14 protein-coding genes and 4 pseudogenes are annotated in these 22198 nt (G+C 28.7%); 2 read left to right on the top strand and 16 right to left on the bottom strand.

The window, feature by feature from the left end; translation table 11 throughout:
• Positions 1–9 precede the first annotated feature (9 nt).
• The 6 genes from cooS to LEQ07_RS08225 all read right to left on the bottom strand — a co-directional run bounded on the left by cooS (position 10) and on the right by LEQ07_RS08225 (position 6085).
• On the bottom strand, positions 10–1932 hold the full coding sequence (cooS, locus tag LEQ07_RS08245; RefSeq protein WP_046824268.1) for an anaerobic carbon-monoxide dehydrogenase catalytic subunit: 1923 nt from the start codon (positions 1930–1932) through the stop codon (positions 10–12).
• Positions 1933–2091: 159 nt separating this feature from the next.
• Positions 2092–2445, bottom strand: a complete 354-nt coding sequence (locus tag LEQ07_RS22965; protein WP_332843022.1) for a phosphate acyltransferase — start codon at positions 2443–2445, stop codon at positions 2092–2094.
• Positions 2430–3002 (bottom strand): phosphate acyltransferase, encoded by a 573-nt coding sequence (locus LEQ07_RS22960; RefSeq protein ID WP_332843021.1) that lies wholly within the window; start codon positions 3000–3002, stop codon positions 2430–2432. The genes LEQ07_RS22965 and LEQ07_RS22960 overlap by 16 nt, the downstream gene beginning before the upstream one ends.
• Positions 3003–3170: 168 nt before the next feature.
• Entirely contained in the window at positions 3171–4316 is a 1146-nt protein-coding gene (locus tag LEQ07_RS08235) for a tetratricopeptide repeat protein (protein ID WP_046824266.1), read from the bottom strand.
• Positions 4317–4325: 9 nt separating this feature from the next.
• Positions 4326–5627: a B12-binding domain-containing radical SAM protein gene (locus tag LEQ07_RS08230; RefSeq protein ID WP_263330226.1), complete on the bottom strand. Its 1302-nt coding sequence runs from the start codon at positions 5625–5627 to the stop codon at positions 4326–4328.
• Entirely contained in the window at positions 5624–6085 is a 462-nt protein-coding gene (locus LEQ07_RS08225; protein ID WP_263330225.1) for a B12-binding domain-containing radical SAM protein, read from the bottom strand. Before LEQ07_RS08225 ends, LEQ07_RS08230 begins: the two co-directional genes overlap by 4 nt.
• Before the next feature lie 176 nt (positions 6086–6261).
• On the opposite strand from LEQ07_RS08225, the gene LEQ07_RS08220 reads away from it, so the two are divergent.
• On the top strand, positions 6262–6462 hold the full coding sequence (locus LEQ07_RS08220) for a hypothetical protein (protein WP_046824264.1): 201 nt from the start codon (positions 6262–6264) through the stop codon (positions 6460–6462).
• Here LEQ07_RS08220 and LEQ07_RS08215 read toward each other — a convergent pair.
• The 4 genes and pseudogenes from LEQ07_RS08215 to LEQ07_RS08200 form a co-directional block, all read right to left on the bottom strand.
• Positions 6459–7382: a hypothetical protein gene (locus LEQ07_RS08215; protein WP_263330224.1), complete on the bottom strand. Its 924-nt coding sequence runs from the start codon at positions 7380–7382 to the stop codon at positions 6459–6461. The genes LEQ07_RS08220 and LEQ07_RS08215 overlap by 4 nt on opposite strands.
• Positions 7383–7657: 275 nt before the next feature.
• On the bottom strand, positions 7658–9358 hold the full coding sequence (argS, locus tag LEQ07_RS08210) for an arginine--tRNA ligase (protein ID WP_046821573.1): 1701 nt from the start codon (positions 9356–9358) through the stop codon (positions 7658–7660).
• A 70-nt stretch (positions 9359–9428) separates the two neighbouring features.
• Positions 9429–9875, bottom strand: a pseudogene (locus LEQ07_RS08205) (DUF523 domain-containing protein).
• An 11-nt stretch (positions 9876–9886) separates the two neighbouring features.
• On the bottom strand, positions 9887–12265 hold the full coding sequence (locus LEQ07_RS08200; protein ID WP_046821575.1) for an endonuclease MutS2: 2379 nt from the start codon (positions 12263–12265) through the stop codon (positions 9887–9889).
• 142 nt (positions 12266–12407) lie between these two features.
• Between LEQ07_RS08200 and LEQ07_RS08195 the strand changes: the two genes are divergently transcribed.
• A complete protein-coding gene (locus tag LEQ07_RS08195) occupies positions 12408–13856 on the top strand; it encodes an aminoacyl-histidine dipeptidase (protein ID WP_046821576.1) in 1449 nt (482 codons plus the stop codon).
• Between the two features lie 35 nt (positions 13857–13891).
• Here the strand turns inward: LEQ07_RS08195 and mprF are convergent.
• The 6 genes and pseudogenes from mprF to pheT form a co-directional block, all read right to left on the bottom strand.
• Positions 13892–15852, bottom strand: a pseudogene (gene mprF, locus LEQ07_RS08190) (bifunctional lysylphosphatidylglycerol flippase/synthetase MprF).
• Between the two features lie 2 nt (positions 15853–15854).
• Positions 15855–16424, bottom strand: coding sequence for a hypothetical protein (locus LEQ07_RS08185; RefSeq protein ID WP_263330223.1), 570 nt, complete (start codon positions 16422–16424; stop codon positions 15855–15857).
• Between the two features lie 301 nt (positions 16425–16725).
• Positions 16726–19124, bottom strand: a pseudogene (locus LEQ07_RS08180) (DUF3656 domain-containing U32 family peptidase).
• Positions 19125–19197: 73 nt separating this feature from the next.
• Complete coding sequence (locus tag LEQ07_RS08175) at positions 19198–19383, bottom strand: hypothetical protein (protein ID WP_263330222.1); 186 nt, start codon at positions 19381–19383, stop codon at positions 19198–19200.
• Positions 19384–19484: 101 nt separating this feature from the next.
• Positions 19485–19775, bottom strand: a complete 291-nt coding sequence (locus LEQ07_RS08170) for a cell division protein ZapA (protein ID WP_263330221.1) — start codon at positions 19773–19775, stop codon at positions 19485–19487.
• A 28-nt stretch (positions 19776–19803) separates the two neighbouring features.
• Positions 19804–22193: pseudogene (gene pheT, locus LEQ07_RS08165) on the bottom strand (phenylalanine--tRNA ligase subunit beta).
• Between the last annotated feature and the right edge of the window lie 5 nt (positions 22194–22198).

Here is a 22198-nt window from a genome sequence, read left to right as displayed (position 1 = left end):
TTTTATTTTTTAAGCTTCTGCTGTAACTTTTTTATTATTTTTCTCGTATACTACCTCTTCAAAATGAGGGCGTTTAGATTCTATATTGTTTACTATTGCACTTGCTAACTCTTGTGGATTTTCATGTACTGCAAATTTAGCTCCTACATGCTCAGTAATTGTATTAGTTAATTTTTCTACCATATTAGCAGAACCACCAACAGGAGGCATAACACCTAAGAATGTATCTATTCCTGAAGATACAACGTATGAAGCTATTGCAACAGCTTTTTCTGACATCCACTCTGGTGCAACCCCAGCTACTGGAAGATCATTCATATCTAAATCTAAATAGCTAGCACAAGCTGCTACAACTTCTAATATACGACTTATATCTACACATGAACCCATGTGAAGAACTGGTGGTATATCTGCTAATTCACAAACTGTAGCTAATCCTTTACCTGCTAATTTTCTAGCATCTTTACTTAATAAACCATGTTTAGCTGCTGCTTGAGCTGCACATCCTGTTGCAACTACTATTATGTCATTTTTTATTAATTCCTTCATTACAGTTATGTGACCTTCATCACCTACTGTTTTAGGGTTATTACATCCTACTATACCAACTGCCCCTCTTAAAACTCCAGATTTTAGACAGTCTACTAATGGTTTTATAGTTCCTGGTTCATCTATTTGTGAGTTCACAACTCTATCTAATTGAGATAATATAGCTTCTATACTATATCCAACCGTTGCGAACGATTTCCCCTCTGGTATAAATACTTTTTCTGCTTTTCTATTTTTATAGTTTAATATAGCTTCTTTTACTATACCTTTTGCTGATTCTAATGCTTCTTCTTCGTTGAATTCTATGTGAGTTGCTCCTGTGATTTTTGCTTTTGGTGATGTTGTTATGAATTTAGTGTGATAGCAATCTGATAATGATGCTAGTGCTGGGAATATACATTGAACGTCTACTATAACAGCTTCAACTGCTCCAGTTAAAATTGCCAATTCTTGTTGATGGAAGTTTCCAGCCATCTTAACTCCATGTCTCATAGTAACCTCATTAGCTGTACAGCACATTCCTGCTAAGTTAATGCCTTCAGCTCCAACCTCTTTTGCTAAAGCTATCATTTCTGGATCTTCTGCAGCTAATACTACCATCTCTGATAGTGAAGGTTCATGACCATGTAATATTATATTTACTTTATTATTTTCTAATACTCCTAAGTTTGCTTCTGTTTCTCTTGGTATAGGTGTTCCAAATAAGATATCACTAAAACGTGTTCCTATCATAGATCCACCCCAACCATCTGCTAAAGATGTTCTCATACTCATATGTATTAAACTATCTAAGTCTGATGTACAGCCTATATGAGTAGAGTGCATTATTGTTACAATCTCTCTATCTATAGCTCTTGGTTTAATTTTATATTTTTCCCAAACTTCTTGTCTTTGTTTAGGTGCTCTTTCTAAGAACCTTAATGTTCCATGAGGTTTCCCAAATTCCATTAAAGCTACATCTGCTACCTCATGAGCTATATCATATATATCTCTATCTTCTGTAGCAACTCCCCATTCTGTTGCTAAATCTAATAGTTTTTTTTCATCTCTTATTTTATAATTTCCATCTGGGCTAGCAAGTGCCATTGTGTGTGCTATATCTCTTGCATGGTCAGAGTGAGCTGCTGCCCCTCCAGCTACCATTCTTGCAAAGTTTCTTCCAACTATAGTGTCTGCATCTGCTCCACATATACCTCTTGGTGTTTTTGGAGTTATTCTACAAGGTCCCATTGCACATATTCTACAACAATTTCCTTGTAATCCAAATCCACAGGCAGCTTTCATAGCAGCCTTTCTATCAAACGCTGTTTCTACACCATCTTTTTTAGCCTTCTCCAACATAAGCTGAGTATTCAAATCAATTGACCATATTTTTTCACTCATATATCTATCCCCTTTTTATAAATTTAATTAAGAGAAGTATTTTATTTTGTATAAGCTACATTCATTGCCGCATTTTATATTTATTAATTACCTAAATTATAGCAATTATATAATATACTTTCACTATAATTTAGGTAATTTTTTAACAGTTTTTGTATATTATCTAGCTTTCATAGCTATTAATGCCCCATATGCTATAGAGTATAGTTTTGATTCATGACTGTCAGCCCTTGAAACAAGTACAATTGGGCTTTTAGCTCCCATTATAACTCCTGCAGATTTCGCATTTGCGAAATATGTTAAAGATTTTCCTATTCCATTTCCAACTTCTATTGTAGGTACTAAAATTACATCTACATCTCCTGAAACTTTGCTTTCAAAACCTTTTACTTTAGATGCTTCTTGCGATACAGCTAAGTCAAATGCTAAAGGTCCTTCCAGTATAACATTTGATCCAAATATTCCAGCTTCACTTTCATCTTGCAATTTCTTAGCATCTATAGTTGCTTGCATTTTTCATTTACTTTTTCTTTTGCAGCTAATGCTGCAATTTTTATATTATCAATATTAAGCGATTTGCAAGCTTTTATTGCATTTAAAACAATTTTTTCTTTTTGTTCATAATTAGGACTTATATTCATACCTCCGTCAGTTAGTATCAATAATTTGTGATAGTTTGGAACTTCATATATCATTACATGACTTAATAAACTATCAGTTCTTAATCCATACTCTTTGTTTAAAACTTGTTTTAACAGTATAGATGTATCCAATAATCCTTTCATTAAAAAATCTGCCTTTTTGCTACTTACTAATTTAACTGCAATTTCTGCACATTCTTCGTAGCTTTCAGCCTCAATCATTTGAGTTTTTTCCAAATTTAAACTTAGATCTTTAGCTATTAACTTTATCTTTTCTAAATTTCCTATTAAAATCGGATCTATTATATTCATATTCATTGCATCTAAAACAGCATGTAAAACTTCTTCATCTTGGGCTGCTGCTACTGCCAATTTAACCTTTTTATTTACCTTTAACTCCTTTATTATGTCTTCTAAGTTGTTGATCATTGTGACTCCTCCCTTATATCTTTACTTTTGCCCTCTTATAAATATGTGTATAAATTTTTAAAGCTACATTTAATCTATTTGACATCGCTTTATTTACTCCTTTTAATAATATAATATAAATAAAAAAAAGCTATAAAGATTTATTCTTTATAGCTTTTTTTATTTATATTATCTAAATTTATTTAACTCTCTTAAACAAGCAAGAGTAACTTCATCTTGTGAATCTATTTCATATGCTCTTTCTATGTAGTAAGTAGCATTATCTAAGTCTCCATCATTTAAGTATGCCATCCCTAGATTACAAAGTATTTCTGGATCCTCTTTCTTTAATTTAGCCGCTTTTTCAAAGTACTCTATAGCACCTTTCATATTATAACTAGACGCTTCACAAAGACCTAATTCAACTAAAGTATCTACTTGGTTTGGCCTTATTATAAGTATTTTTTCAAAATACTTTTTAGCTTGTCCTATATCATTCATATTTCTATAAGCTAACCCTATCATAAATAATAAATTCCACCAATCACCATGCTCATCAGCTAATGGTAATAATTTTTCTAAAGCTTCTTCATTTTTACCTTGGAATACTAAATTATATCCTTCTTCATATCGAACTTTAAAATCCATTTTCCCTAATATTTCTTGTATCTCAGCCATAAAGTCTTCAGGCAATCCTAATTTTATAGCTTCTTCCCAAGTAACCTTAGTTTTTATATATTGATTTTGGTTGTAATAATGATACCCTAAATGGTAATGAGCAAGTGCAAATGATTCATCTAAATCTCTAACTTTCTCTAAAGCTTCTATTGCATCTAATAAGAATGCTTCCATAGGCTTTTCATCACCATTTTTTTGATGGTTTTTAGCTAACTCTTGACATACTATTGCATAGTGATACAGTGAATTGATATCTTCTGGGTATAAAGTTGCACTACACTTTAGATATATTAGAGAATCTGTATAATCTCCAACTTCAAAATACTTTCTAGACATATAGCCCATATATGCTTTTAAATCTAGATCTAAATTTTCTTCAATAGCTTTAAGAAACTTTTTATATTCATCATTATATTTAAAGTTGCTATCAATTCCCATTATGTATATCATTGCATCGGCAATAGACATAGAACTTAATCCATCTTGAGCTGTGTTAGTTTTTATTCCTTTAACTAATACATCATTTTTTATGGGAACATCTAAACCACCTTGAGGAAATGTATATCCTTTTAAATTAAAGTCTGCTCCATTTTTGATTTTTAAAAATGCTAATTCCTCAGCTTTTTTTAATATATATTTTTCAACTCTAAACTTCATATTGACCTCCTATATTTCTACTGTGTATGATTTAGATTTCTCAAACACCTTTTTATCATCATAAACAAATAACACAATACTCTCTTTTTTCTCTAAATCAGCATTTATATTTTCTTTTAGTTTTAATATATCAAACTTAAAAGGCTCAAAGTGTACATGCTTTATTATTTGCTTAGCAGGAGTATTTTCAAATCTAGGTATATATTTTAATATATTTTCTTCGTTTTGTAAAAATAAATGGCATCTATTTTTAAAATCTTCAACTTCTATCTTACTCATGAATCCTGGTACATTAGATGTCTTTCCTAAAGATATATAGTCATATTTTATAATTTCAGTAAATAGTTCTGTATTCTTATTGATTTTTTCAGTGTAAAAATCTAATAATATTTTATATAATTGATTTTTACCTTGAGACATATTAAAGTATCCATTTTTATCAAAGTAAGTTGCAAAATCTTCAAAGAACTTAAATGGACTTTCTTTGTAGTAATTATGAATTATATATCTCATTGAAAGAACAAAGTTCTTTGAATTAAAATATCTTTCTAATATTTCTTCTATGTCCTTTAATTTTAAAATTTCATTATATTTTATATATTTGTTATATAAAACCTCATAAGGTGGATAATCCTTGTATCTAAATTCATGCTCATCTGCATTATTTCTTATTCCCGTTCCTTTTATCATCTTTAAAAACCCTAATTGCAGGTGTTCTATACCTAGGTTAAAAACATCATTGAATGAGTTCTCAAAACTATTGTAATCTTCATATGGTAATCCAGCTATTAAATCTAAATGTTGATGTATATTTCTGTATGAAGCTATTTTTTGAACTACATAAGAAAGCTTGCTAAAGTCATCTCTTCTTCCTACAGCTTCTAATACTTTCTCATTTGTAGTTTGTACTCCAATCTCAAATTGAAATAAACCTTCTTTACATCCTTTTAAAAACTCTAGCATATCTTCAGTTAATAAATGTGCCGTAACTTCAAAATGATATGTTGTGTAATCATTGTCATTTTCCATTAAAAACTTCATTATTTCCATTGCAAATTTTTTATTTGCATTGAAAGTTCTATCTATAAATTTTATTTGAGATACTTTAGCATCTATAAGTGCCTTTAAATCGCTTTTTACTCTATCTATGCTAAAATATCTAAGCCCTTGTAATGTAGAAGATAAGCAATATTGACAGTTAAAAGGACATCCTCTAGATGTTTCATAATACACTATTCTATTTTCATATTCTGCTTTATTTAAATCTACATAAGGACTAGGTATTATGTCTAAGTTTTCTATGTCTTTCATAGGTTTGTTTTTACTACCTCTCCATTATTCCTATAAACAAGACCATCTACATCCTTTATATCAATCTCTCCTTTTAGAGATTTTACAAAGTCTCTAAATACAAGTTCTCCTTCTCCATAAAGTATGTAATCTACAAAATCATATTTTTTCATAGACTCTTCGCTATCATAAGTTACTTCAGGTCCACCTAATGCAATTTTAACGCTTTTATTCACCTTTTTTAGGTTATTACATATTTTTACTATATCATTTACATTCCATATATAAGTTGAGAATAATATTACATCATAATTATTAGAATATATATCTTTTAGTATGAAATCTAATTCGTTATTTATTGTATATTCTCTTATATCTACATCTATATCTTCAATATCTTTAACCATTTGGTTTAAATATCTTATCGCTAAATTTGTATGTATAAATTTTGAATTTAATGTTGTTAAAAGTATTTTCAACTAAATCACCTCTTTTTTAATTTTATTAGCTATAATTACCTATTTTTTGTTAAAATATTACATGTACTATTTTTTCTAACATTATGTATAAAAAGAAGGTTTTTTATATTATTGTAGAATTATATCATATTATAAATTTCTTAAATCACTAAATTATATATGAAAGGAAGTATTGTATGAAATTGTTTGACAAAGTATCCATTGATGCACTATCTAAAAGAGATTTATTGCTTGTTATAAAAGCATTAGAATATACTTATGAAAATACTAATTTAGAAGATTTCATCGACCTTAGAAATAGTCTTATAAAAGAACTTTGCTTTTTAACAAATACTGATGAACAAGTTTTTGTTAATTATTTAGAAACTAATGACTAAGCTCTTTTGAATTTAAAATTATAATCACCCGTTTTAGAAACTACCCCTATATTTAAAACATTATTGGAAAAGTTTCTATATATAACTTTAATATTATTTAATATTGGATCTGATTTTATATCTCCAATTTCTAAATTTATTAAATATCTCGGGTCAGATTTTATATTATATTCTTTTTTATTTATTTTATATTTTCTAAGTTTAATAATATATTCTGCCATAGAGTTTATAAAATCTATGTTATCTATGTTCTCATTCATGTCAAATCCTAAAATAGATAATATAGATTTTTTTATGCTTTTTATTCCTTGTATTTGAGTATCTCTATCATTTATGTATACATCATATATTACATTTAATAGGTTATTTATTATGTCACTATCTTCATAGTCTTTTATCTTTAAATCTATATATCTATCTATACTTTGAATTACTTGTATTCTTTTCATTTCAAATTTAATAACTTCCGCTTTTTCCATATCATGTGTAAATTCAATTATTGTTGATTTAATTTTTTGCATCAATTCTTCATACTCTATATCTTTATTTTCTATAATAGAGTGAATTAGTGTATTGTAAATTAAACTAGAAATTAAAAAATCATTCATATATTCATTTTTCTTATTATACAATACATAATATTTTATAACTTTTACAACTTCTTCTTCACTTTTTTTCATGTTTGTATTGGATATTATAACTGGTAACAAAATGTTTACTATGTTTATATCATCTAGCCTTTCGCCATAAAATCTATAATAAAGTAATTCATCTCTCAATCTATTTTTATCTATTTTTACATATCTCTGAGCTAAATCATCAATTAAAGACTTAGTATTCAAGATAATCATATTTTTTATATATTTATCCTCAATGCTAAATGCATTTATATATGCTTTTTTTAATAACTCTTCTTTCATAGATACTACCTTCCTAACCTACAAACTATCTTATAGTTTTATCAATTAATTAACTTGATATACTTTTATAATATAATAGCTTTGATTTTTAAAAAAAATAGGCAGCTATTAGCTGCCGTAAATGTAGGGGGGGAGTAGAATAGTGTTTATATACTCTACTTCCATATATATCTTTTAATTCTAATTAACTCATATTTCAGAGCCATTTCTTAATTTAATTATACAATACCCCAAATTTAGATGTAAAGTATTATTTTTCGACAAACACGTATTTGCTACATTCTTTCAGGTGCACCCATCCCTAATATAGCAAGGGCATTTTCTATAGTTTGTTTAGTAGCTGCAACCAATGCTACTCTAGCTTTTTTAACTTCTACATCATCTACTAATATAGGACTATCATGATAGAACTTATTAAATGCTTGTGCTAAATCTAATACAAATCTTGTTACTATATGTGGTTCATTTTTTCTCATTGATGCTAATATACTATTATTAAATGATGCTATTAATTTTAAAACTTCCGAACTATCAGCATCACTTAATACGCTATAGTCCACATCTGCAGTTACATCCATATTAGCTTTTCTTAAAACAGAACAGCATCTAGCATGAGTATATTGTACATATGGACCTGTCTCACCTTCAAAACTTAAAGTTCTTTCCCATGAGAACGTATAGTCTTTTATTCTACTATTGGATAATTCTTGGAATACTACAGCTCCAACTCCAACTTGTTTAGCTATTTCATCTACATTTTCAGCATTTGGATTTTTAGCTAACATAGTTTCCTTTGTTTTTTCTATAGCTTGTCTTAATACAGACTCTAAAAATACAACTCTTCCTTTTCTAGTTGACATTGTACCTTCTTCTAATGCTACCATTCCAAATGGAACGTGAACCATATCTTTAGCCCATTCAAATCCTATTAACTCTAAAACTTTAAATAATTGTTGGAAGTGTAAACTTTGTTGAGATCCAACTACGTATATACACTTTTCAAAATCATAAGTTTCTTTTCTGTAAAGTGCTGCGGCTAAGTCTCTAGTCATATATAATGTTGACCCATCTTTTTTAGTTATAAGAGCTGGAGTCATATTATATTCTTCTAGGTTTACTATATTTGTTCCCTCAGATTCTTCTAATAGTCCTTTATCTTTTATTATATCTATTACTCTATCCATTTTATCTGAATAGAAACTCTCTCCTGCATATGAATCAAATTCTATATCTAATAAGTCATATACCCTTGAGAATTCTTTTAAACTTTCATCTCTAAACCATTGCCATAAATCTGTAGCTTCTTTATCTCCATTTTCTAATCTTGTAAACCAAGCTCTAGCTTCATCTTCCATTTCTGGATGCTTTTCAGCCTCATCATGGAATTGTATGTATAGTTTTAATAGTTCTGGTATTGGATTAGATTCAACAACTTCCTTATTTCCCCATTTTTTGAAAGCTACTATAAGCTTACCAAATTGAGTTCCATAGTCTCCAAGGTGGTTTACTCTTACTGTATTGTATCCTTGAGAATCATATATTTTATATAAAGCATTTCCTATAACTGTTGTTCTTATATGTCCTATGTGGAAAGGCTTAGCTATGTTAGGAGATGAGAAGTCTATAACTACTGTCTTATCTTTTCCTAATTCACTATGACCATATTTTTTTCCTTGAGTTAATACATCATTAATAACATTTTTAGCTAATTGAGATTTATTAACGAAAAAGTTAACATATCCTCCAGCTGGCTCAACTTTTGATATAGCATCTTTTGCTTCTATGCTTTCAGCTAAGTCTGCAGCTATCATATTTGGAGCTTTTCTAAATACCTTTGCTAATCTAAAGCATGGAAAAGCATAATCTCCCATCTCACTATTAGGTGGTGTTTCTATTAACCCAACTATTTCTTCTAAAGATAAATCTTCTATTTTTTCTTTTAACGATTTGGCCACTTCTATTTTAAAATCTTGCATATCAGTACTCCTTCCTTATTCTTATAACACTTTATGATAAAACAAATTATACTTTTTTTCAAGTATCTGTCTACTTTTCCAAGTCTTTCTCATTGATAATGTGTATTTCTTGATTTTTTAGGATTGCAGCTGTAACACCTTGACCATTAATTTTTTCCTGTAAATGTTCCATCATATATTTTATTACTTCCACAAGACGGACTTCCTTCCTTTAAAATCGCTTTTTACAATTATATAATTGTGCTATTTTTAAAGCTTCTTTAGCACCCTTTATAAAATTTTCTGTTGTGTCTATTCCATCTTTATTTTTAACTTTACATTTACCTGATAAAACATCAAATCCATTTCCATTTTCAATTTCACATGGAATTCTTGGTGTACTTAACCCACCTAATTGTTCAGGGCAAACTAAAACAAATTGTTTGCCCTTTAAATATTTCTTAACTATTTCATGGTTGTTATTATCGCCATCATATTTACAGTTTATTCCTAATAAACACGCTGATACTAATATCATTTTTTATCTCCTTATTTTAAAGTTACTATTGTAACTCCCATACCACCTTCGCCATATTGACCTGGTCTTTGAGATTTTACATGTTTATGTTTTTTTAACATTTCAGTTATTCCACTTTTTAATACTCCTGTTCCTATCCCATGTATAACTGTTACTTTTTCAAGCCCTGCTAAACATGCATCATCAAGGTATTTATCTACCTCTTCTCTAGCTTCTTCTAAAGTCATACCTCTTAAATCCACATCATTTTTAACTCTTCCAGATTTAGATTTTATAACATTTCTAGTAGCCTTTGTAACTGTAGACTTTGGATCTTTTTTAGCTTTTTCTAAAGATTTAAATGGCAAGTTCATTTTCATTATTCCTATTTGAACTACAGCTTCTTTTTTATTATTATCTGCTGTAACTACAGATCCTTGTTGATTTAAAGTTATTACCTTTACTTCATCTCCAGGCTTTAATTCTTTTATTTCTTTTGATGATGTTTTTGGAACTATCATATTTTTTACACTTGGTTGTAATGCACCCATAGAGTTTGAAATTTCTTTTCTTAATTCTTCTATTTTTCTATTTTTATCTTTAGACATGCTTTCTTGTTCTAATCTTCTAAGCTCTTTTATAACAGCCTCTGTCTCTTCTTTCGCTTGTCTCGTAATTCTAAAGGCTTCTTGCCTAGCTTCTTCTAATAATCGCTCTCTTTGAGCTGCTATTTTATCTAACTTAGATTCATATTCTTCTTTTAACTCTTGAATTTCTTTTCTTAATCTAGAAGCTTCTTCTCTTTCTTCAACAGCTTCTACTCTTGATTTTTCTAAGCTATGAATTACATCTTCAACAGCTATAGTATCTGTATCTATAAACTCTTTAGCTCTATCTATTACATAATCACTTAACCCTAATCTTTTAGATATTGCAAATGCATTAGATTTTCCTGGAACTCCAATAAACAATCTATATGTTGGTCTTAAGTTTTCTAGGTCAAATTCTACTGCTGCATTTTCTACACCCTCTTTAGTAAGTGCATAGTGTTTTATTTCACTGTAGTGAGTAGTCGCTATACATTTAGCTCCTGCCATATTTACATCTTCAAGTATTGCTATTGCAAGTCCTGCACCTTCTACAGGGTCTGTTCCCGCTCCTAACTCATCAAATATTACTAATGAATTTTCAGTTACTTCATTTAGTATAGATACTATATTAGTCATGTGCGATGAAAATGTAGATAAACTTTGTTCTATACTTTGCTCATCTCCTATATCTGCAAATACATTGTCATAAACGCACATACTTGTTCCATAATCTGCAGGTATATGTAACCCACTTTGTACCATAAGTGCAAATAGACCTACAGTTTTAATAGTAACAGTTTTACCTCCTGTATTAGGCCCTGTTATAACTAATGTATGGAACTCCTCACCTAGTCTTATGTCGTTTCCTACCACGCTTTTTCTATCTAATAAAGGATGTCTTCCATTTTTTATATTTATATAATTTTCTTTATTTAGCTTTGGTTCTATACCTTTTAATGCTAATGATAATTTACCTTTTGCAAATGCGAAATCTATCTTTCCTAGAATTTCTTGATTACTTAATATATCATCACTTATCTCTCCAACCATAGCTGATAATTCACTTAGTATTCTTTCTATCTCTTCTTTTTCTTTTAATCTAAATTGTCTAAGTTCATTATTCATCTCAACTATGCTCATAGGCTCTATAAATAAAGTTGCTCCTGATGACGATTGATCGTGAACTATACCTGATACTTGACTTCTATATTCAGCCTTAACAGGTACTACAAATCTATCTCCTCTTATTGATATAATTGCATCTTGTAAGTATTTTTGATAAGTCGATGAACTGATTATTCCATTTAATTTAGAACGTATAGATTGATTTTTTTGTATTATTTTTCTTCTTAAAGATCTTAATTCACTTGAAGCGCTATCTGAAATTTCAACTTCACTAACTATAGCATTGTATATCTTATCTTCTACTTCTCTATAAGTATATAGTCCACTTGATAATGCTTGTATTATTGGATAATTAAAATCCTCTTCTTCACTTGAAGACAAGTTATTGTTTAACAGTCTAGCTACTCTTAGAGTATCTGCTACCATTAATAAACTTCCTGGATCTATAGACGCTCCAACTTTTGCCCTTTTGACTTTGTCTTCTACATCATGTAGGCCTTGTAAGTTTATTCCACCTCTTTTTATAAGTATAGACTGAGCTTCGCTAGTTTCTTCTAGCATATATTTGACTTCTTCATAGTCTGAACTAGGTACTAATTCATTGATGTATTTTAACCCTAAAGAAGACGAAGCTTTTTCTTTTAATAATGATGTTATTTTATCAAACTCTAAAATTTTCAACGATTTTTTATTCATGCTTCCTCCTTAAGAAATTTTTATGTAAATTTTAAGTGTATTTTATGTAATTTTGTACTATACTATTTATATATTATACATAATCAAATCTATTTTGTGATATATATAATTTAATTTAATTTTTAGCAAGGAGATGTTTTTTATGAACAGTGTTTTAAAAGATTTACAACCTAGTTTAGTTTTTAAGTATTTTGAAGAGATATCTCAAATACCAAGAGGATCAAAAAATGAGAAAGCTATAAGTGACTACTTACGTAATTTTGGTGAAAGCTTAGGGTTAGAAACTATTCAAGATGAGAGTCTAAATATAATAATAAGAAAGCCAGCAACTCCTGGATATGAAAATGCGCCTGGCGTAGTACTTCAAGGTCATATGGATATGGTTTGTGAGAAGAACAAAAGTACTAATCACGATTTTATGAAAGACCCAATCAAATTAAGAATAGATGGAGATTATATATATGCAACTGATACAACTTTAGGTGCTGATAACGGTATAGCCGTTGCTATGGGACTTGCTATACTTGCTTCTAATGATATAGCTCACCCAGCTTTAGAGGTTCTTGTAACTGTTGATGAAGAAGCTGGTATGACTGGTGCAATGGCATTAGATGGTAGTTTAGTAAAAGGAAAATACATATTAAACTTAGACTCAGAAGAAGAGGGTTATCTATTAGTAAGTTGTGCAGGTGGAGTAACTGCTTTATCAACTTTACCAGTTAAATTTGTAAAACCAGAAACTCCTAGAAAAGCTTATTTATTAGAAATAAAAGGATTACTTGGTGGACATTCAGGTATGGATATAATAAAACAAAGAGGAAATGCTAATAAGTTATTAGGAAGACTTTTAAATTCTTTACATGTTGATTTTGATATTGCAAAGGTTGAAGGCGGTTCTAAAAATAACGCTATCCCTCGTGAAGCTGATTGTGTAATAATGGTTAATAACGATCAAATAGATGAGTTTTTAACTCACGTAAAAGATATAACTAATACATTTAAACATGAATTAAGCACTTCTGATCCAGGGCTTGAAATAGTATGTTCTGAAACTAATACACCTGAATCAATACTTGACTCTACTTCTAAAAATAGAGTTATAAAAATGCTTAACTTAATACCAAATGCTATTCAAACTATGAGTATGGATATAGAAAATCTAGTTGAAAGTTCTACTAACTTAGGTGTTGTTAGAACTACAGATTCTTCAGTTACATTTGAGTGTGCTGTTAGAAGTTCTGTTAAATCACTTAAAGAAGATATAACAAATAGAATGGATCTTTTAATATCTGAGTTTGGTGGAAGTCTTCAATTAATTAGTGACTATCCAGCTTGGGAATATACTAAAGGTTCACAATTAGAAAAAATATGTGTTGAAGCATTTAAAAATCTTACAGGTAAAGACCCTATAATAATGGCTTTACATGCTGGTCTTGAGTGTGGTTTATTACTTGATAAGATACCTCATGCTGAAGCTATATCATTTGGACCTAATATGTACGATGTACATACTCCAAATGAACACTTAAGCATATCTTCAACTGAAAATACATGGAACTACTTAGTAGCAATATTAAAATCTATGAAGTAGTAAAATAAAAAACTCCTCTAAATTAGAGGAGTTTTTTATTTTAATTTATCTATTGGTTTTTCAGCCACAATTATTATTTGTAATGCAGTTGTAAGCAACGAAGTTTTCTTTCTATATGCCATATACTTGCTTTCCCATATATCACAATATTTTTCTTTAAATCTTTTTAATCCTTTAAATGAATAAAAGTTTTGACCATGAGAATATATTTGTGCTGCTATTTTTCTGATAAAAATGAATATTTTGATCTACCTACATTAGATAAAGGAGCCATCCCCATGTTAAACCTTTCATAACCTTGCTCTTTTCCCCATTTAAATAAATTTACAAATATGAAATCCATTATTCCATTACATGTTTCATGTGAAAAACGCATTAAGTCTATAGATAATGTTTTATTGTTATCATACATAGGCATTATATTGCTAAAGCCTTTTATCTCATATTCACTATTTCTAACTATAGCTATAGGTTGCTTATTTAAATAGTCTTTATCAAAGAACCCTATATAGAATCCTTTCTCTTGTCTTCCACCTAACCATTCATCTGAAACTTCTTTTAATTGATTAAACATCTCATCTGAAAATGGTGGATGTATAATTTCAAATGTATAAGCTTCTTTTTCTACTCTAGAAAGTGCATTTCTTACACTTTTCATTTTTCTACCTTCTAGTGTAAAGTTTTTTAAGTCCACTAGTCCATCTTCTCCTAATTTCATAAACTCATAACCAGTTTCATGTAAGTCAGGCATCATAGTTTTATCTATAGCACAGAATACTGGTGAATATCCATATAAATCAGCTAGATTATAAAAGTTCTCAATAGTTTCAAGCACTTTTTCTTTATTTCCTACAGGATTTCCAAGTATTACTATCTTATCAGCTGATATTTGATATTGAAGTAAAACATCTTTACTTTCATTTATATACACAAATTTATCTTTTAAATAAATATAGTGTATTAATGGAGATCCTCCAAATTTTCCAATTATATTTTTAACATCTTCTTCACATTCATCTATATGTTTGCGAGGAAAGTCATTGTCTTTATTTATTTTGTAAATCATCCATAATAAAAATATAGCAATTATAAGTCCGCTTATACTTAATCCTAGTAAAGATAATCCATAATGTTTTATAGATTGTATCTTGTAGTTTGCAATAGGCAATTTTCCTATTTTCCCATTTAAATTTGCATAAACTGTGTAAATGTATAAACCTTGGAATGATAATAGCAAGATTATATCTTGTATAAATACTCCCCATCTCATTACGAAGCTTTCTCTATAAAATTGTTTTTTACCAACCCATAATAAGATTGCAACTATTGCTAGGTAAGCACTTCTATAATACCAAGGATCCCTTATCAGAGTAATTACAACTGCACCAATTATTAATGTCAGTGTTAGCTTATAAATTCCTTTAGATTTATAGATCATCACTCTAGACATTGCAATTAATAAGAATCCTATAACTATAGATATTCTTTGTGGTATATGAACTATCGAAAAACTAGATACTTTATTTACTATAAAGATTTTCCGAGCCAAATCAGGAGTTGCTTCAGTTATTAGTAAACTGACACCTGATAATAATACAAGCAATACTAGTCCTATATGTGCGATTTTTGATAAAGTTGTCATTATTATATCTTTTATGTCATCATTTAAATTTTTAAAATAATCTTGAGCATATAATAAAAGTCCTATAATTAAAGGAATTATATAATATGAAACACGATATAAAAACATGGCCAATAATACTTTTTCTGAGGGCACATTTAGCATTTCTAATCCAAGTATCATTGTTATATCAAATGATCCTATTCCTCCTGGAGCCATACTCACAATTGCCGCAACAATTGCAACAACAAATATTGGTAGGAATTTTGCAGCAGAAACTGGTTCTCCTAAAATTCTTATAGTACTATATATTAAAAATATTGTAGTAATCCATTCTAAAGCAGATATAATCATTATTATAGCTGCATCCTTTATATCTATTTTTGATCTGCCGTTGATTTTAAAAATTTAAATATTAAATATATTGATAATATAGGGAAATAAGTACTTATTAATACTGTCATTATACTTACAAATTGATTTAGTTTTATTTGTCCAAAGTTTGTTATTACATAAACAAAACAAACCATAGAAAACCCAGTAAGGTTTAAAGCAACTATCTTGGATATTTCTTTTACTAATAACTTTGTATCTTTAACATGATCTTTATAAAAATTAGTTTTTAGAGCTATTGCTGTACTTCCTCCAAATCCAGCTATACTGGCAATAGAACTTGCTATCCATGAATATTTATATAATTTAAAGTTGTTTAATTTTATTCCAACTCTTTTTTTAAGTATAAAATCATATAAACTTAATGGTAAATACGATATTATTCCTAATAAAGCTATTATTAACATGTTTGATACTGTTAACTTATCTGCATATCTTTTAAATACATCCATATTAAAGGATTCAAATACATTTTTAAATTCTTTAATTACTACAATGAAAATTGCCAATGCAAAAACTATTTTTATCCATTTAAATAATTTGTGCTTATTCATTTATCAAATCCCTCCCTTAGTTGTACATAACTAGTAATAAACTTGTACATATTTATATAAATCCAATAAATTATATTATATTTTATTTAAATAATTGTATAAATTAAATTTAGAAAATATACTTACACAATTGTAAATTATACCCTAATCTACATAATTTAACAAAAAACTCTCCAAATTTCAATATTTGTGTACATTTTGTGACTTCATTTTATGCATTTTCACATAAAAACTCTCTTACGTGATTAGTTGCATAAAAAAGGATAATATGTAATATTAGTATACATATTATCCTTTTTTATTATTCAACACCTTTATAGTAATGACCGGAGGTTAATCCAGTATCTTCAAGCTCTTTATATAACTTTTTACATTTCATACCCATCTTAAAATCATTTTCTATGCACTCTACAAAAGCTTTAATTATAGAATTTATTTCTTCATTTGATTCAAATGTTAAATCTATTCTAAATACATTTATACCTGATTTATTTAATTCACTTAAATCTTCTAGTACACACAGTGGCTTAGAATTGTATATGCTAGTTCTACAGAAAATATCCTGAGATAATCTATACATATTATCTTTATCATCTTTTAGAGCATATAAACTTTTGTTGCAAACAGAACTTCTTTTATCCTTTTTACAATTTCGAACTAAAACTCCCATTGGACAGTATTCACTAATCATAAGAGGTGTATATCCATAAACTATACTTTCTATCTCGCTATTAGTATATTTTAACATATCTTTTATTTCAGTTAAATTTAATTCTTGAGATAAACAAATCGTATTTGCTCCTTCTGATTTATAGTGATTTATAGTTTCACTATTAAAAGAATTTAAGTAGCTATCTATATATATCTCTTTTCCCTTATATAAGTTTATGCAACCTAAATTACCAGCTTGTATAGAGTTTTTATCAAATTTATTTAAAATACTATAATCTTTATTTCTAAGTATTCTAGGAGGAGAATATATAAGCTTTATATTTCTATTGCAAATAGTTTTAGCTTCTTCTAATGTATTTATATCTTCATAGTATACGGCATCTATATCATGTAATACTACAGTTTTTAATTGTTCTATATTTTTAACTTTAACTCTTAATTTTATATCTTTATCCTCTTTTATAACTTTTGGTGAAAATTTAATGCACTTATCTTTGAAGTTTCTACTTTTTATAATTACTCTTTCATTACTTAATTTATCTATAGCATCTCTTCTCAGTTGATTTAATACACTTATCGGTAAACTTATGTCTTCATCTATATCAACATCTATATTTCTCAGCACATATGTTGTATTTCCTAGTTTTTTTATTTGAGAAACTATCTTTTCCTCACTCAATGCAACCTTCATGGCTTTCTCTACAAGCTTTTCATTTGTAACAGTTATTTCATTTTTATATCCATCTTTTAAGCTAAGCTTTGGAGGCTGTCCAAGTTTCAATTCAATAGTAGCATCTATAGGAATTTTTATAGTTTCAACATCTTCTTCAAATGACTTCTTAATAGTGTTTAATAAATCACTATCTGATGTTTTATATACTATTTGTCCTTTTTTAGCTTCTCCTATAAAATCTAATTCTATAAGTTCTCCAGTTTCTCCTATATCGCTTATTATATTGTTTTGCTTAATAATTCTTCCTATAGTTCCTCCACCTAAGTTAATTCCATCACCTTTTTTAAGTGTATTCTCTAGCTTAATTTTTAAGCGCTTAGCTTTTCTGTTGTAATCAATTACTTTTCCAATATAAAGCCCTACATTATTAGGTCGATTTGAGTTCATAACATCTTCTCCAACTTCTCCTAATAAATATCCTTTTGTGAACTTTCTATTAAATATAGTATATAAATTATTCATAGTTTCATTTGATACATTTACTTTATTTTTTTCTATATATGTATCTATAGTTTTCTATAACTACTTATTACAGTTGCTACGTATTCTGGACGTTTCATTCTTCCTTCAATCTTTAAAGAGTGTACTCCAGCTTCTATGACTCTATCTATTTCCTCTATTGTATTTAAATCCCTAGGGCTTAATAAATAATCGCCTTCTGTATCTATCACTTTACCTGAATTTATATCTATTAATTCATACTTTTGTCTACATGGTTGCGCGCATCTACCTCTGTTTCCAGATCTATTTCCTATCATACTGCTCATTAAACACTGCCCTGAATAGCATACACATAATGCTCCGTGTACAAATATCTCAATATCAACATCAGTATTTTTACATATATGTTCAATTTCATCTATATTAAGTTCTCTAGCTAATACAACTCTATCAAATCCAATGTTTTGTAAGTATAATGTATCTTCTAGTGAATGAGCAACCATTTGTGTACTTGCATGCAATTCAAAGTCTGGTAATAAACTTTTTATTAGTTTAGCCATTCCTATATCTTGAAGTATAACTGCATCAACATCTATATCATATAAATATTTTATATAATTAAGAAAATCATCTATTTCATATTGTTTTATAAGTGTATTTGCCGTTACAAATACTTTTACATTTCTTATATGCGCATACTTTACAGCTTCTTTTAATTCTTCTCTATCAAAGTTATTCGCTGAGGCTCTAGCACTAAATTCTTTTCCACCTAAATAAACTGCATTTGCTCCATTTTGCACAGCTGCTTTTAACGCATCAAAACTACCTACAGGTGCTAGTAATTCTGTATTCATAACTACCTCCTTATTGTCATTAAAAACTAAAACCTTCAGGTTATTTTTCCTGAAGGTTTCTAAAAGTATTCTATTATTTTAAAAGTTTTCCAGATGCTTTTATATAATTTAGCTCTTGTTCTAACTCTATGTTCTTCAACTGTAAATCATATAATTTGTTTTGAAAATCTGAAGCTAGCTTTTCAGCTATCTCAGTTTTCTCATTAGCTTCATCTAAATTCTTTTTAAGTTCCTCGATCTCTTCTTTAAGAGGATTCATTTCCTCTAAGTCATTGGCTTTATTTTTTAGTTCTGTCTTTAGAGAATCTATTTCATCTTGTTTTTTACCAAGCTCTTCAACTTTATTATCAAGTTCTAACTTTATTTTTTCATCTCTAGTTGAACTTCTTGGTTAGGTTTTTCTGCTTTTTTAACTAATTCTTTATTCTCTTTAGTTAGCTTATCATTTTCTTCTGAACATTCAAATAGCAAATCAGTAATAGTTAATGCTGATAATATAGCCACTTGAGATGTACTAAGCATTGAATTAGCTTCTGCTATTCTGCTCATTTCCTCATCCACATAATGAGCTATTTTTATCATATAATCTTTAGATTTTTCAGATACCATAGGATATTCCGATCCATGTATCTTTACTGTAACTTTGTTCATCCTAACCCCCCCTACATTTGTTTCTTAATTAATTTGATCTTAAATTCGCATTTAGTTTTTCACTTAGCTCACTTACTATCTTATCATGAACTTTTGCTACGTCTTCATCAGTTAAAGTTTTATCTTTACTTCTGTAAGTTATTGAGTATGCTATAGATTTGTGCCCTTCTTCTATTTGAGCTCCCTTGTAAACATCAAATAATTGATAGCTTTCTAATATATCTGATCCATTAGCTTTTATTATATCTTCTATTTGTTTTACAAACACTTCATCCTTAACTAATAAAGCTATATCTCTAGTAGTTGCTGGATATTTAGGTAATGGATTATAAACTTTAGAATTATTTAAGTTCTCAAATACTAAGTCAATATCTATCTCTGCAACATATACTCTTTGATTTAAATCATAGTTTTCTAGTACATCTGGATGTAGCTCTCCGAATGTCCCTATACATATATTATTATACACTAATTTAGCACATCTTCCAGGGTGGAATGTTAAATTTTTAGTTTCTGGTTCAACTTCGTATCCATCAAATCCAACATTGTTTAATATAGTTTCTACTGCACCTTTTATAGAGAAGAAATCTACTTCTTTTCCGTACATTCCTATAGATAATTTCTTAGTTTCTACAGGTAATCCTTCTTGTGGTCTAAATGTATTTCCACATTCAAAAGCATAAACTTCTTCAACTTTATGAGATAAGTTTGTTGATATTACATCTAACATATTAGGTATTAAAGTAGTTCTCATAACAGAAGTTTCTTCACCTAAAGGATTTATAATTTTAACAAATTCTCTTCTCTCATCATCTTCAGCTAAGTTTAGCTTATCTACTCCTCTTGGACTTACAAATGAATATGTTAAAATTTCATTTAATCCAACAGCTATAGAATTAGATTTTACATTATCCATAAATTTTTGTTTATTTGTTTTTACTCCTGCTGTAGCATTACCTTCTAAAGTTGCAGATGGTATATTTTCATATCCATAAATTCTTGCAACCTCTTCTAATATATCAGCATCTTCACATATATCTAATCTAAAACTTGGTACTTCTAATTCTAACTTATCAGATGAAATTAAATTACACTTAAACTCTAATCTTTCAAGTATATTTATAAATTGATCCATAGGTACATTAACACCTAATAGTTTATTTATTCTTTCTGGGTTAGCAGTTATTTTTTGTACTTCTTCCTTTTTAGGGTAATAATCAAGCATACCATTAAGAACTGTACCGCAACCTAATTCTTCTATTAATTGACAAGCTCTATTTACAGCAGCTTCTGTTAGATTTACATCTATTCCTTTTTCAAATCTTGATGAAGCTTCTGTTCTTAATCCTAATTTTTTAGATGTTGCTCTTATATTTTCCTTTGCAAAACTTGCTCCTTCAAGGAATATAGATGTAGTGTTATCTTTTACTTCAGAGTTTTCTCCTCCCATGATACCAGCTAAATCTAAAGTCTTATCTTGGTTTCCTATAACTAACATATCTGATGTTAATGTTCTTTGGACACCATCTAATGTAGTAAATTTCTCACCTTCTTGTGCAAGTTTTACTATCATCTTATTATATTTTATATCTTCTAAGTCAAATGCATGAAGTGGTTGACCAAGTTCTAACATAACATAATTAGTTATATCTACTATATTGTTTATAGGTCTCATACCTGCCTCTATAAGTCTTCTTTGCATCCAATATGGAGAAGGCCCTACTTTAACATCTTTAATAACCTTACCACAGTATCTTTTACATAGTTCTGTCTGAACATCTATTTCAAACTTCATCTCTTCGTTAGATCCATTTACAGTTATTTGTGGGTATTTTAATTCTTTCCCTAAAGTTACTGCAGCTTCTCTAGCTATTCCTATTATTGATCTACAGTCAGGTCTATTTGATGTTATTTCAAATTCTATTAAAGCATCGTTTATTCCTAATGCTTCTCTTACATCCATACCTAGTTCAAATGAATCTTGATGATCTAGTATATATATTCCATCTTTTTTATGTTCTTCTACATATTGAGAAGGTATAGTTAATTCTTCTGCTCCACAGAACATTCCCTCTGAAAGAACCCCTCTTAATTTACCTTTTTTATTTTAAAATCACCTGGTAGAACAGCTCCTATTCTTGCAACTGGAACATAATCTCCAACATTTATATTTGTAGCATTAGTTACTATTTGAAGTATTTGACCATCAGCCACTTCAACTTTTGTAACCTTTAATCTATCTGCATCTGGATGTTGTTCTATTTCAAGTATTTTACATACTTCAACTCCATTAGTTTCTTTTCCGAAGAACTCTACTTTTTCAACCTTTGAACCAGTCATAGTCATCATATCAGCGAATTCTTGAGTTTCTCTATCTATATCAACGTAGTCTCTAAGCCATTTTAAAGGTACTAACATATCAA

Origin of the sequence: Paraclostridium sp. AKS73, from assembly GCF_025671395.1 — a bacterium.
Lineage (GTDB): Bacteria > Bacillota > Clostridia > Peptostreptococcales > Peptostreptococcaceae > Paraclostridium > Paraclostridium benzoelyticum.
Note: the sequence above shows the minus strand (reverse complement) of the source record. Positions and strands in the feature narration are given on the sequence as shown.